19 protein-coding genes are annotated in these 16,221 nt (G+C 69.8%); 10 read left to right on the top strand and 9 right to left on the bottom strand.

Features of this window, described 5'->3' with window-relative positions; genetic code table 11:
• Nucleotides 1–56: 56 nt before the first annotated feature.
• The 7 genes from ACFWI9_RS11740 to ACFWI9_RS11710 all read left to right on the top strand — a co-directional run bounded on the left by ACFWI9_RS11740 (nucleotide 57) and on the right by ACFWI9_RS11710 (nucleotide 5,388).
• Nucleotides 57–677 carry a TetR/AcrR family transcriptional regulator gene (locus tag ACFWI9_RS11740; protein ID WP_387160961.1) on the top strand — a complete coding sequence of 207 codons (621 nt, stop codon included), beginning with the start codon at nucleotides 57–59 and terminating at the stop codon, nucleotides 675–677.
• 149 nt (nucleotides 678–826) lie between these two features.
• A complete protein-coding gene (locus tag ACFWI9_RS11735; protein WP_387160959.1) occupies nucleotides 827–1,129 on the top strand; it encodes an urease subunit gamma in 303 nt (100 codons plus the stop codon).
• Nucleotides 1,130–1,145: 16 nt separating this feature from the next.
• A complete protein-coding gene (locus ACFWI9_RS11730; protein ID WP_387160957.1) occupies nucleotides 1,146–1,457 on the top strand; it encodes an urease subunit beta in 312 nt (103 codons plus the stop codon).
• The gene (locus ACFWI9_RS11725; RefSeq protein ID WP_387160956.1) at nucleotides 1,450–3,210 is read left to right on the top strand and encodes an urease subunit alpha; all 1,761 of its coding nucleotides are present in this window, start codon (nucleotides 1,450–1,452) and stop codon (nucleotides 3,208–3,210) included. The genes ACFWI9_RS11730 and ACFWI9_RS11725 overlap by 8 nt, the downstream gene beginning before the upstream one ends.
• 3 nt (nucleotides 3,211–3,213) lie before the next feature.
• Nucleotides 3,214–3,909: an urease accessory protein UreF gene (locus tag ACFWI9_RS11720; RefSeq protein ID WP_387160954.1), complete on the top strand. Its 696-nt coding sequence runs from the start codon at nucleotides 3,214–3,216 to the stop codon at nucleotides 3,907–3,909.
• Nucleotides 3,910–3,928: 19 nt separating this feature from the next.
• Complete coding sequence (gene ureG, locus ACFWI9_RS11715; protein ID WP_387160952.1) at nucleotides 3,929–4,639, top strand: urease accessory protein UreG; 711 nt, start codon at nucleotides 3,929–3,931, stop codon at nucleotides 4,637–4,639.
• Entirely contained in the window at nucleotides 4,636–5,388 is a 753-nt protein-coding gene (locus ACFWI9_RS11710; protein ID WP_387161021.1) for an urease accessory protein UreD, read from the top strand. The genes ureG and ACFWI9_RS11710 overlap by 4 nt, the downstream gene beginning before the upstream one ends.
• Nucleotides 5,389–5,400: 12 nt before the next feature.
• On the opposite strand, the gene ACFWI9_RS11705 is transcribed toward ACFWI9_RS11710, so the two are convergent.
• The 7 genes from ACFWI9_RS11705 to ACFWI9_RS11675 all read right to left on the bottom strand — a co-directional run bounded on the left by ACFWI9_RS11705 (nucleotide 5,401) and on the right by ACFWI9_RS11675 (nucleotide 11,798).
• Nucleotides 5,401–6,120 (bottom strand): lysophospholipid acyltransferase family protein, encoded by a 720-nt coding sequence (locus tag ACFWI9_RS11705; protein ID WP_387160950.1) that lies wholly within the window; start codon nucleotides 6,118–6,120, stop codon nucleotides 5,401–5,403.
• A gap of 674 nt (nucleotides 6,121–6,794) precedes the next feature.
• A complete protein-coding gene (locus ACFWI9_RS11700; RefSeq protein WP_387160948.1) occupies nucleotides 6,795–7,034 on the bottom strand; it encodes a DUF6480 family protein in 240 nt (79 codons plus the stop codon).
• Between the two features lie 88 nt (nucleotides 7,035–7,122).
• Nucleotides 7,123–7,281, bottom strand: a complete 159-nt coding sequence (locus ACFWI9_RS11695; protein ID WP_387160946.1) for a hypothetical protein — start codon at nucleotides 7,279–7,281, stop codon at nucleotides 7,123–7,125.
• Between the two features lie 136 nt (nucleotides 7,282–7,417).
• On the bottom strand, nucleotides 7,418–8,386 hold the full coding sequence (locus tag ACFWI9_RS11690; RefSeq protein WP_387160945.1) for a cytochrome c oxidase assembly protein: 969 nt from the start codon (nucleotides 8,384–8,386) through the stop codon (nucleotides 7,418–7,420).
• Nucleotides 8,387–8,519: 133 nt separating this feature from the next.
• A complete protein-coding gene (locus ACFWI9_RS11685) occupies nucleotides 8,520–9,545 on the bottom strand; it encodes a 6-phosphofructokinase (RefSeq protein WP_387160944.1) in 1,026 nt (341 codons plus the stop codon).
• A 221-nt stretch (nucleotides 9,546–9,766) separates the two neighbouring features.
• Nucleotides 9,767–10,495 (bottom strand): type 1 glutamine amidotransferase, encoded by a 729-nt coding sequence (locus ACFWI9_RS11680; protein WP_387160943.1) that lies wholly within the window; start codon nucleotides 10,493–10,495, stop codon nucleotides 9,767–9,769.
• Between the two features lie 55 nt (nucleotides 10,496–10,550).
• Nucleotides 10,551–11,798 (bottom strand): MurT ligase domain-containing protein, encoded by a 1,248-nt coding sequence (locus ACFWI9_RS11675; protein WP_387160940.1) that lies wholly within the window; start codon nucleotides 11,796–11,798, stop codon nucleotides 10,551–10,553.
• A gap of 139 nt (nucleotides 11,799–11,937) precedes the next feature.
• Between ACFWI9_RS11675 and def the strand changes: the two genes are divergently transcribed.
• Nucleotides 11,938–12,504, top strand: coding sequence for a peptide deformylase (gene def / locus ACFWI9_RS11670; RefSeq protein ID WP_387160939.1), 567 nt, complete (start codon nucleotides 11,938–11,940; stop codon nucleotides 12,502–12,504).
• 78 nt (nucleotides 12,505–12,582) lie between these two features.
• On the opposite strand, the gene ACFWI9_RS11665 is transcribed toward def, so the two are convergent.
• The gene (locus ACFWI9_RS11665) at nucleotides 12,583–13,239 is read right to left on the bottom strand and encodes a TetR family transcriptional regulator (RefSeq protein ID WP_387160937.1); all 657 of its coding nucleotides are present in this window, start codon (nucleotides 13,237–13,239) and stop codon (nucleotides 12,583–12,585) included.
• 177 nt (nucleotides 13,240–13,416) lie between these two features.
• Between ACFWI9_RS11665 and ACFWI9_RS11660 the strand changes: the two genes are divergently transcribed.
• Nucleotides 13,417–14,649: an acyl-CoA dehydrogenase family protein gene (locus ACFWI9_RS11660; RefSeq protein WP_387160936.1), complete on the top strand. Its 1,233-nt coding sequence runs from the start codon at nucleotides 13,417–13,419 to the stop codon at nucleotides 14,647–14,649.
• A gap of 90 nt (nucleotides 14,650–14,739) precedes the next feature.
• Here ACFWI9_RS11660 and ACFWI9_RS11655 read toward each other — a convergent pair whose 3' ends face one another.
• Nucleotides 14,740–15,147, bottom strand: coding sequence for a hypothetical protein (locus tag ACFWI9_RS11655; RefSeq protein WP_387160934.1), 408 nt, complete (start codon nucleotides 15,145–15,147; stop codon nucleotides 14,740–14,742).
• A gap of 442 nt (nucleotides 15,148–15,589) precedes the next feature.
• Between ACFWI9_RS11655 and ACFWI9_RS11650 the strand changes: the two genes are divergently transcribed.
• Nucleotides 15,590–15,814 (top strand): hypothetical protein, encoded by a 225-nt coding sequence (locus ACFWI9_RS11650; protein ID WP_387160933.1) that lies wholly within the window; start codon nucleotides 15,590–15,592, stop codon nucleotides 15,812–15,814.
• The last annotated feature ends 407 nt before the right edge of the window (nucleotides 15,815–16,221 follow it).

The following is a 16,221-nucleotide window of genomic DNA, read 5'->3' as shown; positions in this document are numbered from 1 at the left end:
ATGTGCGGGCAAGGGTGCCTCTTGTCAAGAAGGAACGTTCGTTTTAGATTGGGATCATGGCTCGTGTATCCCAGGAACACCTCGACGCCCGCCGCCGGCAGATCCTCGACGGCGCAGCGCGCTGCTTCGCCCGCAACGGCTTCCATGCCGCCTCGATGCAGGACGTCCTCAGCGAGGTCGGACTCTCCGCGGGGGCTGTCTACCGGTACTTCCGGGGCAAGGACGAGCTCATCGTCGCCATCGCCGAGGAGGCCTTCGGCGGGGTCCGAGCCGCTTTCCACGAGGCCGCTGACGCGACACCGGTGCCGACCCCCGACATCCTGCTGGGCCGCGTGCTGCGCAGGCTCTTCGAGGAACTGGCGCCGGGGGGCGGGGGGCAGGCGTCCGCCGGGCTGATCATCCAGGTGTGGACCGAGACGCTCCGCAACGAGCGGCTCGGCAGGATGCTGGACGGTGCCTTCGCCGATATGCGCGGGGCGTGGGCACGGCTTGCCGACGCCTACCGGGACAGCGGAATCCTCCGGGCCGACGTGGCTTCCGAGGATCTCGCGCAGACGCTTATGGCCACGGCCCAGGGGTTCATCGCCCAGAAGGCGCTGTTCGGTGACGTGGACGTGCGGGTTCTGGAGAACGGGCTGCGCGGGCTGATGTCCATGCGGCTGCCGGAGGTCAGTTAACGTGCCGGAAAAACTTCCGCCCTAACGTTCACAGTCCTGGCCACGAAGCATCACGCCGCCGTCGACGGCTGGTGGTGTGGAGGGCCGCGGTCGGCTGCCGGCTGGACGGGCCCCGCGGCCCCGACCGGATCGAGCTGTGAGGTGGAAGCGTGCAACTGACCCCGCACGAGCAGGAACGCCTGCTCATCCATGTGGCCGCGGATGTCGCGGACAGGCGCCGGGCCCGCGGCGTGAAGCTCAACCACCCCGAAGCGGTGGCCCTGATCACCTCGCACATCCTCGAAGGCGCGCGGGACGGCCGCACCGTCGCCGAACTCATGGCCTCGGGACGCAAGGTGCTCACCCGCGACGACGTCATGCCGGGCATCCCCGAGATGATCCACGACGTCCAGGTGGAGGCGACCTTCCCGGACGGCACCAAGCTCGTCACCGTCCACACCCCGATCGTCTGACCGGGGGTTGCCGACGATGATCCCCGGAGAGATCCTCTACGCCGACGAGCCCGTCATGCTCAACGAGGGGCGTGACGTGATCCGGCTGACCGTGCTCAACGCCGCCGACCGTCCCGTCCAGGTCGGTTCCCACTACCACTTCGCCGAGGCCAACCCCGGCCTCCGCTTCGACCGGCCCGCCGCCCGTGGCCGCCGGCTGCATATCGCCGCGGGCACCGCCGTGCGCTTCGAGCCCGGCATCCCGGTCGAGGTGGCACTCGTACCGCTCGCCGGGCTGCGTGTGGTGCCCGGTCTGCGCGCTGAGACCGGAGGGCCGCTCGATGACTGAGAACGCCGCGCACACCGAGTACTCGGCGACCGCCGCTGTGCTGTCCAGGGCCCGGTACGCGGACCTCTTCGGGCCCACCACCGGGGACCGGATCAGGCTCGCCGACACCGCGCTGCTGGTCGAGGTCGAGGAGGACCGCTCAGGCGGTCCGGGACGCGCCGGGGACGAGGCCGTCTTCGGCGGCGGCAAGGTGATCCGGGAGTCCATGGGCCAGGCGCGTACCACCCGGGCGGAAGGCGCACCGGACACCGTCATCACCGGGGCGGTGATCATCGACCACTGGGGCGTCGTCAAGGCCGACATCGGCATCCGGGACGGGCGCATCACCGGCATCGGGAAGGCCGGGAACCCCGACACGATGGACGGAGTCCATCCCGACCTGGTCATCGGGCCCGAGACCGAGATCATCGTCGGCAATGGGAAGATCATCACGGCCGGGGCGATCGACGCCCATGTGCACTTCATCTCGCCGACCCTGATCGACCAGGCGCTGTCCTCCGGGATCACCACACTGGTCGGCGGCGGCACCGGGCCCGCCGAGGGCACCAAGGCCACCACGATCACACCTGGCTCCTGGCACCTCGCCCGGATGTTCGAGGCCCTGGAGCACAGCCCCGTCAACATCGGACTGCTGGGCAAGGGCAACACCGTCTCGCGCGAAGCGATGTACGCCCAACTGCGTGGCGGCGCCATCGGTTTCAAGATCCACGAGGACTGGGGCGCCACCCCCGCCGCCATCGATGCCTGCCTCACCGTCTGCGACGAGACCGGCGCCCAGCTCGCCATCCACACGGACACCCTGAACGAGGCGGGGTTCGTCGGCGACACCCTGGCGGCCATCAGGGGCCGCACCATCCACGCTTACCACACCGAGGGCGCGGGCGGCGGTCACGCCCCGGACATCATCACGGTCGTCTCCGAGCCGTACGTGCTGCCCAGCTCCACCAATCCGACCCGGCCGCACACCGTCAACACCATCGAGGAACACCTCGACATGCTGATGGTCTGCCACCACCTCAACCCGGCAGTCACCGAGGACCTGGCGTTCGCCGAATCACGTATCCGGCCCTCCACCATCGCCGCCGAGGACGTGCTCCACGACCTCGGCGCGATCTCCATCATCTCCTCGGACTCCCAGGCCATGGGCCGCATCGGCGAGGTGATCCTGCGGACCTGGCAGACCGCGCACGTCATGAAGCAGCGCCGCGGAGCGCTTCCCGGAGACGGTCGCGCCGACAATCTACGGGCCCGTCGCTATGTCGCCAAATACACCATCAACCCGGCCGTCGTACAGGGCATGGACCACGAGATCGGCTCGATCGAGCAGGGCAAGCTCGCCGATCTGGTGCTCTGGGAACCCGCCTTCTTCGGGGTCAAGCCCCAACTCGTGATCAAGGGGGGCCAGATCGCCTACGCGCAGATGGGCGACGCCAACGCCTCCATCCCCACCCCGCAACCGGTGCTGCCCCGCCCCATGTTCGGTGCCACGGGACGAGCCCCGGCGGCCAACTCCGTCAACTTCACCACCGAGCAGGCGGTCGAGGACGACCTCCCCGGACGCCTCGGCCTCGGCAAGCCCTTCACCCCGATCCGCAGCACCCGCCGGGTGACCAAGGCCGACATGCGGGAGAACACCGCCCAGCCGCGTGTCCAGGTCGACGCGGACACCTTCACGGTCACGATCGACGGCGAAACCGTCGAACCGGCACCCGTGGAAGTACTGCCCATGGCCCAGCGGTACTTCCTGTTCTGACCCATGGAAACGAACGACCGCGCACACGCCGCTGATTCCACCCGATCCGCCCTCCTCATCCTCGCGGACGGACGCTTCCCCGCCGGAGGACATGCGCACTCCGGCGGGGTGGAGGCGGCCGTCAAGGCGGGCCGGATCCGGGACGCGGCCGGACTCGGCGCCTTCTGCCAGGGCCGACTGCACACCGCAGGTCTGACCGCTGCCGCGCTCGCCGCAGCCGCGGCGGGCGGGCTCGACCCGCTGGCACTGGACGCCGCCGCCGATGCCCGCACCCCGTCACCCGTACTGCGCAGCACCGCCCGCAGACTCGGCCGCCAGCTGATGCGGGCCGCCCGGACCGTATGGCCGTCGCCCGAACTCGACGCACTCGCCGCCGCACATCCCAAGGGCGCACACCAGCCGGTGGTACTGGGCCTCACCGCACGGGCCGCGGGACTGACCGAGCGGGACGCCGCCCACTGCGCCGTGTACGAGACGGTCAGCGGGCCCGCCTCCGCCGCCGTACGCCTGCTGGGCCTCGACCCCTTCGAGGCCACCGCAGTACTCGCGCGCCTCGCACCGGCCATGGACCAGGTCGCGGACCACGCCACGGCCGCCGCCCGGCAGGGGATCGACGCCCTGCCCGCCGTCTCGGCGCCGCTGCTCGACATCACCGCCGAACAGCACGCGGCCTGGCCGGTACGCCTCTTCGCCTCATAACCCCCACTGGAGCCGTCCCATGCACCTCAGCCAAAACCACACCACGCACCCCGACCACATCGACCACGACGGCCCGTCGGCTGTGAGCGCCGACGCCATGCGCCCCAACGGCAGCCGGCGCGCCCTGCGTATCGGCCTCGGTGGGCCGGTCGGCTCCGGGAAGACCGCAACCGTCGCCGCCCTCTGCCGGGCCCTGCGCGACCAGTTCTCCATCGCGGTCGTCACCAACGACATCTACACCCGCGAGGACGCCGAGTTCCTGCTGCGCAACGCGGTGCTGCCGCCCGAGCGGATCCAGGCGGTCGAGACCGGAGCCTGCCCGCACACCGCGATCCGCGACGACATCTCCGCCAACCTCGAAGCGGTGGAGGACCTGGAGGACACCGTCGGCCCCCTGGACCTGATCCTCGTCGAGTCCGGCGGCGACAACCTCACGGCCACCTTCTCCAAGGGCCTGGTCGACGTTCAGATCTTCGTGATCGACGTGGCCGGCGGTGATGACATCCCCCGCAAGGGCGGCCCAGGGGTCACCACCGCCGACCTCCTGGTCGTTAACAAGACCGATCTCGCCCCCCACGTCGGCTCCGACCTGGACCGGATGGCCCGCGACGCCAGGGAACAGCGCGGCGAACTCCCCGTCGCCTTCACCTCCCTGACCGGTGAGGACGGCGTCGGCCCGGTGGCGAACTGGGTACGCGCCCGGCTCTCCGCATGGACCGCCGAAGCGTGAGCGTCCAGGCCAGGGCACGCATCGTCGCGACCCGCGACGGGGGACTGCCCGTGCTCGAAAGCGCGGGGCCGCTCGCACTGCGCCGCACCCGGGCTGACGGAGCGCACACCCGCGTCACCGTGGTCGGCGCCATGAGCGCACCGCTCGGCGGTGACCGACTGGCCATCGAGGCCCAGGTCCGCGAGGGCGCCCGGCTGTACGTCGACTCCGCGGCGGCGACAGTCGCCCTGCCCGGCCGCGCACCCGAACCCGCGGTTTACGAGATCACACTGGACGTGGCGGACGACGCCGAAGTGCGCTGGCTGCCCGAACCGCTGATCAGCGCCCGGGGGAGCGAACTGCGGATGCGCACCAGTGTCCGGCTCGCCCCCACGGCACGGCTGGTACTGCGGGAGGAGCAGATCCTCGGCCGTCACGGGGAGGAGACCGGCAGCCTCACTTCCCGCCTGACCGTGCTTCGCGCCGGGCGCCCGCTGCTCGACCAGGAACTCGCCTACGGGCCGGCCGCGCCCGAAGGCTGGGACGGCCCGGCAGTGCTCGGCGGACACCGGGCGGTCGGTCAACTCCTCATCGTGGACCCAGAGTTCGAAAAACACCCAGCCCGGACACGGCAGTTCGGGACGAGCGCGGTACTCACCCCGCTCGCGGGCCCTGCCGTGCTGGTCACCGCCGTGGCACCCGACGCGCTCGCGCTGCGCCGGATACTCGACACCGCGCTCAGCGCCGGCAGCGACAGCGGCAACGGCTGAACGGGCGGCGGTTCAGCGCCGCAGCCGGGGAAACCTCCTGCCCTGCTGCTGCGCCGCGGCCTCCCGCTCCTTCACCGTGGCCGCGTACTCGTCCACGTACTCCTGACCCGACAGGGCGAGGATCTCGTACATGATCTCGTCGGTCACCGCGCGCAGCACCGACTTCTCGTTCTCCATGCCCTCATAGCGCGAGAAGTCCAGCGGCTCCCCGAACCTGATCGTCACCCGCTTGATCCTCGGCAGCTTCTGCCCGGGCGGCTGGACCTCGAACGTGCCGACCATCGCACATGGCACCACCGGCACCCGCGCCCTGAGCGCCATCACCGCGACTCCGACCTTGCCCTTGTACAGCCGCCCGTCATGCGAGCGGGTCCCTTCCGGGTAGATGCCCAGCAACTCGCCGCGCTCCAGCACCCCGAGTCCCTCGCGGATGGCCGCCTGCCCGGCTTCCTTGCCCGACCGGTCCACCGGGATCTGCCCCGCACTGCGGAAGAACTCCGCGGTCAGCCTGCCCTTGACGCCAGGACCGGTGAAGTACTCGGCCTTGGCCAGGAAAGTGATGCGGCGTCTGATGATGGCGGGCATCAGAAAGTGGTCGGAGAAGGACAGATGGTTCCCCGCGATGATCGCCGCACCCTCGTCCGGAATGTACTCAAGACCTTCGATCCTGGGCCGGAACAGCAACCGCAGCAACGGGCCCAGCAGCACATACTTGAGCACGTAATAGAACACCGGGTCTCTCCCAACTCACCGGATCAGCTCCGGTGCCGCGTTCTGGCAGGGCTTGAGGTGCTGGGGCGGGGCGCGAGTGTGCGGCTTTCAGCCTCCGCCAGTTTGCAGTATCTGGGACGTGATTCCAGCGATCAATTCGGGTGACAATCACTATGGCCCTTTTCGTCGCTGGTCGATGTGTTCCGGCCGCTCGGTCGGACAGTCCGGTGGCGTCCGGTCCCGCGCCGGAAGCGGTGCGGTGTGCGGCCTCCTGAGTGGCGGTGAAGCCGTTTCATGCCCCTGTAGGCCGGCGGCTGAGGTGGCTCCGGGTGTGTCCGGTCGAGGTCGGGTACGCGTGATCAGGAGTATTCCGCCCCTGACGCCGATGCGTCGGGCCGCGAGGCGGCGCCGTGGAAAAGCTGAGCCCGCCGCGTGAGCAGCGGGATGCGGTCAGCGAGCACCCGCAGCCGGAGTCCCCGGACCGGGAACGGTCCCGTCCGGGCTGAACCGGGCCCGTGGATCCTCCGCCGGACCATGGAGCGGAAAGTTGTCAGGGCCACGGTCTGCCGCGGGGTCGAGTGGCCTTGGTGTCCGGAGGCGATTCGGGCATCGGTCGGGCTGTGGCGCCGGCGTTCGCGCGGCAGGGCGAGCGGGCTGCCGCTCTGGAGGCGACCCGCGCACGCGCACACGGGTCCTCAGAAGATCAGCACCAAGGCGAAGACCAGGAAGAACGCCGCGAACAGCAAGACCACAATCGAGATCGCGGTCAACGGCCCCTTCGCCCAGCCACGAGTGGGCTTCCTGTACGGGCCGGCGCCCGAGGACGTGCTCGACTCCGCGGGCGGGGTCTGTCCTGCGGGTGTCGAACCGCCGTCCGGGCCCGCTGTCCGGGCGGGGTCGGGGTCGGGGTTGTACTCGGGTCGGTTGCTGTTCATACCAATGAAGTGCCCTTTTTGGGGAAAATTGCACGCTTTTCCGCAACAAAGGCTCTGGCGTATCCGGAGCGACTGCCGCCAACACACGTCAGGTCGGTTTGGAGGCCAGCATCCCGAGGGTGACCAGACCGAGCACGATCCAGGCGAACCACAGCCAGCCGTTGCTGCCGAGCGCGACCGTGTAGCCGGTGATGAGCACCAGGCTGATGACGGTGAGCACACCCATCGTCTTCGTGGCTCCGGACATATGCGTCCTCCTCCCGGCCGGCCGCCATGGCTCGGGCCCGTGGCCGCAGCCGTGGCCACGGGCGTGCAGCCATCGTGACCCCGGCGACGGGTCCCGCGCCACTCTCCGGCCCGGATCCGGGCCGGGGCCGAGCAGCTCAGCGCCCCCGGGCCTGGAGCGAGGCCAGATACGCGTTGTACGCCTCCAGCTCCTTGTCGCCGTCCCGGTCGGCCGCCCGGTCCTTGCGAACCGCCTGGCGCTGCTCGGAGTGGTACCACTGGTACACCAGGGCGATCAGCACCAGCACGGACGGGATCTCGCTGAAGGCCCAGGCGATCCCGCCCGCCGCGTTCTGGTCGGAGATCGCGCTGATCGCCAGGCTCGCCGGGGGATCGGCGTATGTCCGCACCATCGGCTCGCTCGCCATCATCAGCGCGATTCCGAAGAACGCGTGGAACGGCATGCCGGCGAACAGCTCCAGCATCCGCATCACGTAGCCGGGACGGTTCGGGCCTGGATCGACCCCCATGATCGGCCAGAAGAAGATCAGGCCCACCGCGAGGAAGTGGAGCATCATCCCGATGTGCCCGGCCCTGGAACCCATCAGGGTGTCGAACAGCGGGGTGAAGTAGAGCCCGTAAAGGCTCGCGATGAACATCGGGATGGTGAACGCGGGATGCGTGATGATCCGCATATAGCGGCTGTGCAGCAATGCCAGCAGCAGTTCGCGCGGCCCCCTGCTGCCTCGTCTGGCCACCGGCAGCGCACGCAGCGCCAGGGTCATCGGGGCACCGAGCAGCAGCAGGATCGGCGACAGCATGCTGATCACCATGTGCTGCACCATGTGCACGCTGAACATCACCATGCCGTAGTCGTTCAGCTTGGTGCACATCACCAGGGCGATGCTCAGTACACCTACGGTGAACGCGACCGTGCGGCCCACCGGCCAAGCGTCACCGCGCCGCACCAGCCGGATGACGCCCCAGCCGTACAGTCCCAGGGCGAGCAGGCAGCCGATCAGGAACACCGGATCCGGCGACAGCTCGAGCCCGCGGCCCAGCGTGAACGGCGGCAGATCCATCGGCATACCGTGCTCGCCTTGGCCGCCGTGCCCGCTGTGATCCATCTGCGTACTCCTGGAGCGTCCCGATTCGGGGTTGTTGTCCGCACCAGACTAGAACCGCCCGCGGCCGCGGCTGCGGGCGGGGGCGGTTCTGCGGATGACCACGGTGGTACCGATCAGCGGACCGGCGTCCGAATCAGAGGACGCACTCGGCCTCGGCGTAGCGCTCGTCCGGCACCGTCTTGAGCGTCTCGACGGCATGCGCCAGGGGCACCATGGTGATGTCCGTGCCACGCAGGGCCGTCATCATGCCGAACTCGCCGCGGTGCGCGGCTTCCACGGCGTGCCAGCCGAACCGGGTGGCCAGGACGCGGTCGTACGCGGTCGGCGTGCCGCCGCGCTGCACATGCCCGAGGATCACCGGCCGGGCCTCCTTGCCGAGCCGGTCCTCCAGCTCGATGGAAAGCTGCCGGGCGACTCCCGCGAAGCGCTCGTGGCCGTAGATGTCCTTGCCGCCCTCGTCGAACTCCATGCTGCCCGCACGCGGCTTGGCGCCTTCGGCGACGACCACGATCGCGAACCGCTTGCCTGCCTCGAAGCGCTCGCCGACCCGCTTCGTCAGCTCGTCTATGTCGAAGGGGCGCTCGGGCACCACGATCGCGTGCGCGCCCGCGGCCATACCGGAGTGCAGGGCGATCCAGCCGGTGTGCCGGCCCATGACCTCCACGATCAGCACCCGCTGGTGCGACTCGGCCGTGGTCTTCAGCCGGTCCAGAGCCTCGGTCGCGACACCGACGGCGGTGTCGAAGCCGAACGTCACATCGGTCGACGCGATGTCGTTGTCGATGGTCTTCGGCACGCCCACGATCGGCAGCCCGGCCTCGGAGAGCAGATTGGCGGCCTTCAGTGTGCCCTCGCCGCCGATCGGGATGATCGCGTCGAGGCCGAGCTCGGCGACATGGCCCTTGGCGCGCTCGACACCGTCGACGAGATGCGCCGGCTGGACCCGGGACGAGCCGAGGATCGTGCCGCCGCGCGCCAGGATGCCGGCGACGGCGTCCAGGTCGAGCTTGCGGTAGTCGGCCTCCAGCAGGCCCTTCCAGCCGTCGTGGAAACCGATGACCTCGTCGCCGTGATCGACGACCGCCCGGTGCACGACGGAACGGATGACCGCGTTCAGGCCGGGGCAGTCGCCCCCGGAGGTCAGGACACCAATGCGCATTGCCCGAATACCTTTGCAACGTGGCTGACTCCCGGACCACGTCGTCCGGTGGGATCCCCGCCACCCTACCGGCGCGGGGCCCCCTGAGCCGAACCGGAAGTCCGCCCAGTGGACACCGGCGCAGATGTGCGAACGGCCCGGCGGATGAGCGCCGGGCCGTTCGTCTTCGTTCGTCGCAAGGGCCGCTCAGACGAGCGCTCAGAGCGGGTTCAGGGGACCGCTCAGGCGGGCTGCGTCGCCGCCCTGATCCGCTCGCTGCGCAGTGCCTCGTACCAGCGGTCGTCGGTCGGGGGCAGCGCGTTCACGTCCAGTGCCAGCTTCAGCAGCAGGTCCGCGATCTGCGGATTGCGGGCCATGACCGGGCCGTGCATGTACGTGCCGAACACGGTGTCGTTGTAGGCGCCCTCGGTGCCGTCCCCGGTGCCGTTGCCCTTGCCGAGCACGGTGCGGGCGAACGGCCGGGCCGAGGGGCCGAGATGGGTGATGCCCTGGTGGTTCTCGAACCCGGTGAGCTGGGGCAGGCCGAGCCGCGGATCGATGTCGGCCAGCACGTCGCCGACGCAGCGCTCGCCCTCGCCACGGGTCGACACGACATCGAGCAGACCGAGACCGGGCTCGCGTTGGCCGATGTCGTTGATGAACTCATGGCCCAGGATCTGGTAGCCGGCGCAGACCGAGAAGATGATCGCGCCGTTGGAGGCGGCCCGGCTCAGTCCGCCGTCGCGTCGCAGCCGCTCGGCCGCGAGCCGCTGCGGGCGGTCCTCGCCGCCGCCGATCAGATAGATGTCACCGGAGGTCGGCACCGGCTGGTCGCTGCGGACGTCGACGCGGGTCACGTCCAGGCCGCGCTGCCGGGCACGCCGCTCCACGACCAGGGCGTTGCCTTGGTCCCCGTACGTGCTGAGCAGGTCCGGGTAGACCCACACCAGACGCAGGCTGCTGTCGCTCATGCTCGTCTTCCTCTGCATCTTCTGCGATTTCTGCGATCTCTGCGATCAGCGGGGGTCAGTTGCCGACGCGGCGGCGGACGTCCTGGAAGGCGGTGTAGTTGGCGATGAGCTCGATCCGCCCGGGCGGGGCTGCCTGCACGGCAGCGTCGAGGGTGTCGCATACCCGGAAGTCCAGACCAGCGACCTCAAGGCGTACAGCCAGGTCGAGTCTGCGGTCACCGATCACGAAGATCGGGTGACCGGCGAGCCGGGTGTAGTCGACGTCCCACAGCCAGGAGGTGTCGGTGCCGTCGGCGCCGCGGGCGTTGACGGAGAGGATCACCGGGGTTGGCGGCGGGTCGATCAGCGAGAAGGTCTCCAGCCAGCCGGCCGGGTTCTTCGCCAGCAGCAGCCGTACGTCACGGCCCAGGAAGGAGACCACGTCGTATCTGCCCGCGACCGCCTGCACCTGGTACATGCGCTCCAGGGCGACCTGAGGCGGGACACCGAACACGGCGGCGACCGCGGCGGAGGTGGCCGCGTTCGCCTTGTTGGCGCGGCCCGGGAGCTGGAGGTGGATCGGCCAGGCGGAGCCGTGCGGGTCCAGAACGTGGTCGCCGCTGAGCGCCCAGCTCACGGCGGGCCGCCGGAAGCCGCACTCGCCGCAGAACCAGTCGTCTCCGGGGCGCTGCATCACACCGCCGCAGGCGGGGCACGACCAGGCGTCGTCCTTCCACTCCTGGCCGGCGGCCACCCAGACGACGGTGGGGGAGGACGAGGCGGCCCACACGACGAGCGGGTCGTCGGCGTTGGCGACCACCACGGCTTTGGTGCCGGACAGGCCCTCACGCCACTTCTCGGCCAGCATCCGGGTCTCGGCGGCGCGGTCCAGCTGGTCACGGGAGAGATTGAGCAGGGCGATGGCCTTGGGCGTGGTGTCCCGGGCGACACCCGCCAGGTACTTCTCGTCCACCTCGATCACGCCGTACCTGGCGTCGGAGCCGCCGGCGAGCGCTGAGGTGATGCCCGCGGGCATGTTGGCGCCCAGCGCGTTGGAGACGACCGGGCCGCTGGCGCGCAACGCCTCGGCGATCAGGCGGGTGGTCGTGGTCTTGCCGTTCGTCGCCGAGACCAGGATGACATCGAGGTGCTGGGCCAGAGCGCTCAGCAGGTCCGGGTCGAGCTTGAGCGCCACCCGGCCGCCGATCACCGATCCGCTGCCGCGTCCCGCCGCACGCGACACCGCCGCTGCGGCCTTGCCGGCCGTCACGGCCAGCTTGGCTCGTGGCGACAGCGGCTCTGCGTTGCCAGGGTGTCCTGCCATCGTCCTAGATCCTCCTTGCGTCGGTCGGGCATCAGCCTATCGAGCTCCGGCCGACCGCCCGACTCCGGCTCCACGGCGAAACCGGGAGGTCACCGAGGGGGGCGCCGCCGGGGGCGGGGCGGAACGTAGGCTTACCGCCATGCCCAAGCGTTCGATCCCCGGCAGTTCCGGACTCGTACGAGCCATGAGCCTGCTCGGAGATCCGGTGCTGCACACCCCGTGCGAGCCCGTCACCGACTTCGGCGCTTCGCTCGCGTCGCTCATCGAGGACATGTTCGCCACGATGTACGCAGCCCAGGGCGTCGGCCTCGCCGCGAACCAAGTAGGCGTCCCCCTGAGGGTGTTCGTCTACGACTGCCCGGACGACGAGGATGTCCGCCACATCGGCCATCTGGTCAACCCGCGACTCGTCGCGGCCGACGGGATCACGCTACGCGGCCCCGAAGGCTGTCTCTCGCTGCCCGGACTCGAGGCGGGCACACCCCGGTACGACCGCGCCGTGGTCGAAGGCGCCACGATGGACGGGGATCCGGTGCGTGTGGAGGGCACGGGCTTCTTCGCCCGCTGCCTCCAGCACGAGTGCGACCATCTGGAGGGCGGGATCTATCTGGACCACGTCACGGGCTTGCGCCGCAACCGTGCCCTGCGGGCGGTGCGGCGGGCGCCCTGGGCGCGCGGCCGGGAGCTCCCGGGCAACCTGCTGTAGCCGCCCGTGGCCCGGGCGTGCCCGGGCCATGCGGCTTGGAGGAGCCTTGAGCAAGCCCCGATGGTGCTCCTCCAGGGCCTACAGCCCCGTACCCTTGCCGCGGTCCTCCACCTCGGCGAGCCGGCCCCAGAGCAGGTCGACCAGGCTCGTCACGAGCTGGGTCCGGGAACAGGGCCGCTCGCCGAGCCACCAGTCGCCGGCGGCGTGCATCATGCCGACGATCCCGTGGCCCCAGACCCTGGCCAGTTCACTGCCGCCCGGCCCGAGGTCGACGCGGTCCTCGATGAGTTTGCCCAGCTCCTCGCCCAGGCGGCGCAGCAGCGGGGCGGAGTGCCGGCCGATGTCGAAGCCGCGCGTGGACTGCTCGGCGGCGTGGGGGTCATCGGCCGGATGCATCAGGAAGCGGTAGACCTGGGGCGCGGCCTCGATGGTGGCGAGATAGGTGTCGATGGTGTTCTCGACCCGTCCGCGCCGGTCCGCGGGCGCGTCGGCCGCGGCGCGCAGGGCGTCCAGCAGGGCATCGGTGTGGCGCTTGGCGAGGGCCCGGTAGAGGCCGCTCTTGTCACCGAAGTGCCGGTAGAGGATCGGCTTGGTGATTCCGGCCTCGGCCGCGATCGCGTTCATCGACGCCTGAGGCCCGTCCCGGAGCACCACGCGGTCCGCGGCTTCGAGCAGCTCGCGCCGCCGCTGGTCCGCCGACCGCTGCTGGTCGGTCTGCTGAGTGGTGCTGTCCATGGTGGTTCTCCCCGCCCGTGTGTATTCCGTGAGGCCTGCGCAAAGTAACACTCCGCAGGGATACCGTGCCGAACGGACCGGTTCCGGTTGACAGCTCCTACCCGGCGGTAACAGACTGCGGTTACCGCTAGTAACGCCGCTGGCAGTACGCGGCTCGGTGCACATCAGGAGGGGACTATGACCGAGTTCGCGCTCGATCTCAACCACGAGCAGAAGCAGGTCCGTGACTGGCTGCACGGCTTCGCCAGGGATGTGATCCGCCCGGCCGCCGCCGAGTGGGACGAGCGCGAGGAGACACCCTGGCCGGTCATCCAGGAGGCGGCGAAGGTCGGCATCTACTCCCTGGACTTCTACGCCCAGCAGTACTTCGACCCCACCGGCCTCGGCATCCCCATGGCGATGGAGGAGCTCTTCTGGGGGGACGCCGGGATCGCCCTGTCCATCGTCGGCACCGGCCTCGCCGCGATCGGTGTGGTCGCCAACGGTACCGAGGAGCAGGTCGGCACCTGGATCCCGCAGATGTACGGGGACGTCGACGACGTCAAGGTCGCCGCGTTCTGCTCGTCCGAGCCCGACGCCGGATCAGACGTGGGCTCGATGCGCACCCGGGCCGTCTACGACCAGGCCAAGGACGAGTGGGTGCTCAACGGCACCAAGACCTGGGCGACCAACGGCGGCATCGCCAACGTCCATGTCGTCGTCGCGGTGGTGGACCCGGAGCTCGGCAGCAAGGGCCACGCCTCCTTCATCATCCCGCCGAACACCCCCGGGCTGTCCCAGGGGCAGAAGTTCAAGAAGCACGGCATCCGCGCCTCCCACACCGCCGAGGTCGTCCTGGAAGACGTCCGGGTCCCCGGTCGCTGCCTGCTCGGTGGAAAGGAGAAGCTCGACGAGCGCCTCGCCCGTGCCCGCGAACGGGCCAGGGCGGGCAGCGGCAGCGAGCGCGTGAAGAACGCCGCCATGGCCACCTTCGAGGCCTCCCGTCCGGCCGTGGGCGCCATGGCGGTCGGCACGGCACGGGCCGCGTACGACTACGCGCTCGACTACGCCAGGAACCGCGAGCAGTTCGGGCGCCCGATCATCGACAACCAGGGCATCGCCTTCCAGCTCGCCGATATGCGCACCCAGATCGACGCGGCCCGGTTGCTGGTCTGGCGCGCCTCCTGGATGGCGGTCAGCGGCAAGCCATTCACGGCGGCCGAGGGCTCGATGTCCAAGCTGTTCGCCAGCGAGGTCGCCAAGAAGGTCACCGCCCAGGCCGTCCAGATCCTCGGCGGCAACGGCTTCACCCGGGAGTACCCGGTGGAGCGCATGCACCGCGACAGCGCGATCTACACCATCTTCGAGGGCACCAGCGAGATCCAGCGCCTGGTGATCGCCCGCACCCTCGCGGGCATGCCCATCCGCTGAGCTCCGCAGGGACGGAAGAACCTCCGCGGCTGGGCCGTCCCGCCCCCTGCTGAGTGCAGGGCGGCGGGGCTTCCGCCTGTCCGCACTCCGCTACCGGCAAAAGCGGAAGAGGCCGTCGACGTAGAACAGCGGGTAAGGATCCTTGATCACTGGCGTGCGCTGCACAGTCTCCACAGACCCCTCCGGTCGGATCTCACCCGGCACGTCGACGGTTACCTTGGTCGGCTCCCCGTCGGCGAAGTCGTTGCTCTCCACGTTGAACTCGTAGGTGCAGACGTAGCGGGTGTGGTTCGTGATCCTGATCCTCAGATCAACCGGGAGCCCCACGTGGCGTTCCGACAAGGGGCCGAACAGGACCTCGACATCCGCCTTCGGCGGGTGCTGCTCGTCAAGGCGCTCCATGAAGCACCAGTCGATGTCCTCAACTGGTTTCGGGCAGGTCTCCGCCCCGCGCGCGCGAACTGGGTCCTCGGGCCTGGAACACCCGACGAGGACCATCGGAAGCAGCAAGCAGACAACAGCGATGCGGCAGCGGCGAATGACGGCCCCCTCGGTCAGCGCAAGCTTAACCGGCACCCCTGTCCGTCGATCCACCACTCGTTGCAGGGGGCGCTATGCCCGTGCGGCGCCATCGCCGCAGAGCACGAGTTCCTCGAACCGACCGTCCGGATATCCCCGTGCTCAAGCCGCCGCGCCCCTGTCTGTACATGCCGGTGAATCCGTGCCGCTGTGCACCGCTGTCATGCCCGACAACGACGGAGTCCTACGGGCTCGTTGGCGAACCGAGCCGACGCCGAGGACCGCGACCGGGCACTTTGTCAGGCCCACGGGTGAGCGCTTCGACCTCACCCCCACAGCAGCCGAATCCATCGAGGCGAGCGTGTTCGTACGTGTGTTCGAGTCTATGCGGATGGCGTTCCACCGCGCATACTCAGCTCCAATGACTAAGCGACCCGCGCTCCGGCGCCATCTGCCCACCAGTCCCTTCAAAGCCCCCGTACAGCCCGTGGAGAAGCACTTCGTCGTTGGAGACCGCGTCTCCCATGACGAGCACGGACTGGGAAGGATCATCGGCGCGGAGCCGATCGGCGGGGCACTGCTCGTCGACTTCGGTTCCGGGCAGACCCGTATCGCCATCCCCTACAGCGGGATGTACAAGCTCTGACGGCCATGTCAGTGCGGCCTGTGACAATCAAGCCATCCCGTTCGCGCCTCTGGCTGGGCGCGGCACTCGGACCCGCCCGTCGGCCCCAGCCGGGGACAGCGACCGACGGGCGGGACGGACTCTCCCTGCCCCTGACACACGCCTTCAGCGCCATCCCCTCGCCCCGATCGAGTCCGGTCGCCCCAGCGTGAGCCGTGACCGCGGACTGCGCGGCGCACGCCGTGTCCACGGTCAGCGCCCCGGTCTTGCCGCCCTCGCTGCGGCGCATACACCGCGACATCGCGATCTACCTTCGAGGGCACCAGCCAGATCCAGCGCCTGGTGATCGCCCGAACCCCTGGCAGGCATCCCCATCCGCTGACCGCTGACATACGAGAGTGGGGCGGGACGCGGCAGCCGCCGCGTCC

Origin of the sequence: Streptomyces sp. NPDC127084, from assembly GCF_042724175.1 — a bacterium.
Taxonomy (GTDB): Bacteria; Actinomycetota; Actinomycetes; order Streptomycetales; family Streptomycetaceae; genus Streptomyces.
The sequence above is the reverse complement of the archived record's forward strand: the minus strand, read 5'-3'. Positions and strand labels throughout refer to the sequence as shown.

What these genes read in the sequence shown, in the direction of transcription:
- ACFWI9_RS11740 (WP_387160961.1), top strand. Translation starts at nt 57, where the DNA reads ATGGCTCGTGTATCCCAGGAACACCTCGACGCCCGCCGCCGGCAGATC.
- ACFWI9_RS11730 (WP_387160957.1), top strand. Translation starts at nt 1,146, where the DNA reads ATGATCCCCGGAGAGATCCTCTACGCCGACGAGCCCGTCATGCTCAAC.
- ACFWI9_RS11725 (WP_387160956.1), top strand. Translation starts at nt 1,450, where the DNA reads ATGACTGAGAACGCCGCGCACACCGAGTACTCGGCGACCGCCGCTGTG.
- ACFWI9_RS11720 (WP_387160954.1), top strand. Translation starts at nt 3,214, where the DNA reads ATGGAAACGAACGACCGCGCACACGCCGCTGATTCCACCCGATCCGCC.
- ureG (WP_387160952.1), top strand. Translation starts at nt 3,929, where the DNA reads ATGCACCTCAGCCAAAACCACACCACGCACCCCGACCACATCGACCAC.
- ACFWI9_RS11700 (WP_387160948.1), bottom strand. Translation starts at nt 7,034, where the DNA reads ATGAACAGCAACCGACCCGAGTACAACCCCGACCCCGACCCCGCCCGG.
- ACFWI9_RS11695 (WP_387160946.1), bottom strand. Translation starts at nt 7,281, where the DNA reads ATGTCCGGAGCCACGAAGACGATGGGTGTGCTCACCGTCATCAGCCTG.
- ACFWI9_RS11690 (WP_387160945.1), bottom strand. Translation starts at nt 8,386, where the DNA reads ATGGATCACAGCGGGCACGGCGGCCAAGGCGAGCACGGTATGCCGATG.
- ACFWI9_RS11685 (WP_387160944.1), bottom strand. Translation starts at nt 9,545, where the DNA reads ATGCGCATTGGTGTCCTGACCTCCGGGGGCGACTGCCCCGGCCTGAAC.
- ACFWI9_RS11680 (WP_387160943.1), bottom strand. Translation starts at nt 10,495, where the DNA reads ATGAGCGACAGCAGCCTGCGTCTGGTGTGGGTCTACCCGGACCTGCTC.
- ACFWI9_RS11675 (WP_387160940.1), bottom strand. Translation starts at nt 11,798, where the DNA reads ATGGCAGGACACCCTGGCAACGCAGAGCCGCTGTCGCCACGAGCCAAG.
- def (WP_387160939.1), top strand. Translation starts at nt 11,938, where the DNA reads ATGCCCAAGCGTTCGATCCCCGGCAGTTCCGGACTCGTACGAGCCATG.
- ACFWI9_RS11665 (WP_387160937.1), bottom strand. Translation starts at nt 13,239, where the DNA reads ATGGACAGCACCACTCAGCAGACCGACCAGCAGCGGTCGGCGGACCAG.
- ACFWI9_RS11660 (WP_387160936.1), top strand. Translation starts at nt 13,417, where the DNA reads ATGACCGAGTTCGCGCTCGATCTCAACCACGAGCAGAAGCAGGTCCGT.
- ACFWI9_RS11655 (WP_387160934.1), bottom strand. Translation starts at nt 15,147, where the DNA reads ATGGTCCTCGTCGGGTGTTCCAGGCCCGAGGACCCAGTTCGCGCGCGC.
- ACFWI9_RS11650 (WP_387160933.1), top strand. Translation starts at nt 15,590, where the DNA reads ATGACTAAGCGACCCGCGCTCCGGCGCCATCTGCCCACCAGTCCCTTC.